The sequence below is a fragment of the Okeania sp. SIO2F4 genome (genome assembly GCF_010672385.1).
In the GTDB taxonomy this organism is placed as follows: Bacteria; Cyanobacteriota; Cyanobacteriia; order Cyanobacteriales; family Microcoleaceae; genus Trichodesmium.
The window spans coordinates 1-3,445 of record NZ_JAAHGT010001004.1; the positions used below are offsets into that span (position 1 = coordinate 1).

The window sequence follows — 3,445 nt, forward strand, 5'->3', positions numbered from 1 at the left end:
TCTTTGACGCGCCGTTTTTTTTGGAGCTTCATAAAATGAAAATCTTTCTGGGATTGCTTGTGGGGAAAATTCCTGAATACTCGATCGCCCCGGAGTCAGGAAATTGAGTTGAATAAAAAATCATACTTGTAGACGAACAACCCCAGTCAATATTTATAATATCACAAAAATTGTGGGGATGCAACATAAAATCTTTTGACGCGCCGATTTTTTCAGGAGCTTCATAAAATGAAAATGTTGGTGGTTTTCTATTGAGGAGAGAGGGAAAGGTTTGATGGGGAAAAGTAATATTTACGGGAGCTTCACAAGATGAAAATCTTTCTGATGGGTGCTTGTAGGGAAATTTCGTGAATACTCGATCGCCCTAGAGCAAGGAAATTGAGTTGAATAAACAGTCATACTTATAGGCGAACAACCCCAGCTAATCTTTATGATATCACAAAAATTGTCAGGATGGAAGTGAAAATCCTTTGACGCGCCGATTTTTTTCAGGAGCTTCAGAAAATGAAAATGTCGCTGGTTTTCTATTGAGGATAGAGGGAAAGGTTTGATGGGGGAAAACTAACATTTATGAGAGCTTTCTAAAATGACAACCTTTGTGGCGTTGCTTGTAGGGAAATTTCGTGAATACTCGATCGCCCTAGAGCAAGGAAATTGAGTTGAATAAAAAGTCATGTATATAGACGAACAACCCCAGTTAATATTTATAGTATCACAAAAATTGTCAGGATGGAAGTGAAAATCCTTTGACGCGCCGATTTTTTTTCAGGAGCTTCAGAAAATGAAAATGTCGCTGGTTTTCTATTGAGGATAAATGGAAAGATTTGATGATGGGAAAAATCTAATTCTAATCTTAAAAGTAAGGGAGTATGGGAGTAAGGGAGCATTTTTCAATCTTTTTCCTGTATTACCTATATTGTAATTGCGACTCGTAACTCAAAAATTTAATCCCGGGCAAAGATACCAAATGGTTTTCTATATCATATCCATATCCAAGTAGTTATTCACTACATTGGTCATTGAGACTAGAACGGAGTGGAAGGAAGCAATCTCTATAATTTTGGAATTGCTTCCTTACCTTTATAATGACAATTGTTTAACCAAATTTTATATTAAATAAAAATCAAATCAATCATCAAATTTCAAACTTATTTCAACGCGACCTTTACTCTTCATTTCATCTAGAATTTCAGCAGGAATATTTCTTACTTTTTTGACTTTAGCACTGGCAGTATTGACAAAGCTTTTTTCTCCTTTTTGGCTATAAGTTTTAATTTCCATCAAGTCTTTTTCGTTATCAAGGACAAGACGACTTCCTAAAACAGAATATCCATCTTTTTCAATTCTTGCGTGGATTTTTTCAAGATCTTTCTCCAGCAAATCAAAGTTTAAAGTTTCTTTCTCGATACTGTTAAAGGTGTCAATATCCACATCATTTTCTTGTAATGCTTGTGATATTTTTTCACTCGCATTTTTCATGGTATTAAATAATTTGCCGAATTTGTCTGCCAAGTTTTCTTGGTCTATTTCTATCATAGATATTCTCCTCAAACAGTTTAATATTTTGTAGTTTTGACTAATAGAATAGATGCTGCTTTATATCAGTTTCATAAAATATTGCCACATTGTAGGTTGGGTTGAGGAACGAAACCCAAAAGTACCCAAAATACAAAAAAATATATAGATGCTTCTTGGGTCGCCCTGGCGCTTTTCATGTTGCAGAGGAAACCCTAACCTACAATATTTCAATTTACTACTATCAACTTCAAGTAGGTCTTTGCATCAGTTTATATTGAGCTTTGTGTTGAAGTTTTTCTAGTATTTCTTGAGGTATATCAGATTTATTATTTATTAGTTCCTGTCTGGATTCTATTCTTGTTTTGCCAGTATAAACATCCATCACATAAACTTTAACTTGCTTGTAATAACGTTGACCTTCTCTAACTAAGTAAACAATAGCATCAGAAGTTACCTCAATAGCATAATTAATTGCGTCTACTATATATCCTATTACACGATTAGCCCAAGCTTTTATTTCATCCCAAAAATAAACTACAGTACCACCAACAGCTGCACCTAATAAGGCAGCACCAACAGCAATAACCCAGTTGGCAATAAGAAGCATAATTTATTCCTCCTTTAAATTTGAATTGTGTCCGTTTTCTACCACAACTGTTTCTGCTAAATTAATTTTTTTGTGACGCAGTTTGATAGTTTTATATTTGTCAATTTCTTCATTGATAATTTCTTCATCAATGGCTTTTGCTTTACCAACTAGCAATTTTAATCCTAGTTTAATTGTGATATTTCTAATATCTCCACCACATAATCCTTCACTAATTTCAGCCGCTCTTTGATAAGTGATATTTCTGGGAACTTTTTCAGATATATGAAATTGCCAAAGTTGAGTTCTCATGTCTATATCTGGTACGGGAAACTCAACGTTAAAAATGATTCTCCTTAAAAAAGCCTCATCATAATTTTCAAATAAGTTTGTGGCAAATATGATTACGCCATTAAACTTATCCATCAATGTTAATAAGGTGCTTTTGGCAGAGTTGACACCATAATCTGCTGCTTGGGATAAGTTGGAAATTCTTTTACTTAATACGGCGTCAGCTTCATCAAAAAATAATAAGCTGTGGTTTTCTTCAGCTACTCGGAAAATTTTTGATAAGTTCTTAGATGTACCACCTACTAATTCCGATTCTAATTCTCCATAATTAACTTTGATAATCTGAGTTTCTAATTTTTTGGCGATGGCTTCAGCAGTAATACTTTTTCCTGTTCCTGGCAATCCAAAAAAGTTGATACTTAAACCATTACCTGTTTTGAGAAAACGATTAAATTCCCATTCAAGTAACAATTTTTCTCGATTTTTTACATAAGCAATCATTTCTTGGATTTGCTCAATTGTAGTTTTTGACAAGGCTATTTCATCTAACGTCCATTTCGGTGTTTCGAGTAAACTGCTTACTTCATCTTTGGCATTAGAATTTTTTTTCTCCTTGACTATTTCAAATTTCATGGTTTGATTTTCAGTTAGCTTTCTTTTGCCATTGCTAGAAATTTTTTATACCAGCAAACAATCCTATCCTAAATAAAAACCACCTTTAGTGACCGTATGAAAAGTAGGAACTTTACCCGCTCTATAAATTAGGAAAATTATGAAAAGTATGGTACTTTTAAAAAATATGTAGTTTTAACACAAAGTTCGTTCTGATGAGACTATATTCTTAAAATTTAAAATCTTTTCCCTAAAAGGAATTCAGCAATTTAAGTAAATGGTCTATTAGAACCGGATTTAATATTAGTTGGTTTATGAATAGTACGGAAGTCTTAGAATTAGTAGATGATTTAATCTTTGCTCAAACCGGAAAACACTTAGATTATTTACAAAAAAATGTATTAGAAGGCACTATAGAAGGTAAAGCCTACCCAGAAA

General features: G+C 33.2%; 4 protein-coding genes. 1 reads left to right on the top strand and 3 read right to left on the bottom strand.

Annotated features, from left to right (window positions below; all coding sequences use genetic code 11):
- Positions 1-1,128: 1,128 nt before the first annotated feature.
- From F6K22_RS36295 to F6K22_RS36305, 3 genes are all read right to left on the bottom strand, one after another.
- Positions 1,129-1,536 (bottom strand): hypothetical protein, encoded by a 408-nt coding sequence (locus tag F6K22_RS36295; protein ID WP_293109507.1) that lies wholly within the window; start codon positions 1,534-1,536, stop codon positions 1,129-1,131.
- A gap of 229 nt (positions 1,537-1,765) precedes the next feature.
- Complete coding sequence (locus F6K22_RS36300) at positions 1,766-2,125, bottom strand: hypothetical protein (RefSeq protein WP_293109508.1); 360 nt, start codon at positions 2,123-2,125, stop codon at positions 1,766-1,768.
- 3 nt (positions 2,126-2,128) lie between these two features.
- Positions 2,129-3,028: an ATP-binding protein gene (locus tag F6K22_RS36305; protein WP_293109510.1), complete on the bottom strand. Its 900-nt coding sequence runs from the start codon at positions 3,026-3,028 to the stop codon at positions 2,129-2,131.
- A 293-nt stretch (positions 3,029-3,321) separates the two neighbouring features.
- Here F6K22_RS36305 and F6K22_RS43710 point away from each other — a divergent pair.
- Positions 3,322-3,445, top strand: a 124-nt coding sequence (locus F6K22_RS43710; RefSeq protein ID WP_483244191.1) for a helix-turn-helix domain-containing protein, incomplete at its 3' end; no start/stop codon positions are given.

Bases quoted from the DNA above. Each gene is read 5' to 3' on its own strand.
- F6K22_RS36295 (WP_293109507.1), bottom strand. From the start codon at position 1,536: ATGATAGAAATAGACCAAGAAAACTTGGCAGACAAATTCGGCAAATTA.
- F6K22_RS36300 (WP_293109508.1), bottom strand. From the start codon at position 2,125: ATGCTTCTTATTGCCAACTGGGTTATTGCTGTTGGTGCTGCCTTATTA.
- F6K22_RS36305 (WP_293109510.1), bottom strand. From the start codon at position 3,028: ATGAAATTTGAAATAGTCAAGGAGAAAAAAAATTCTAATGCCAAAGAT.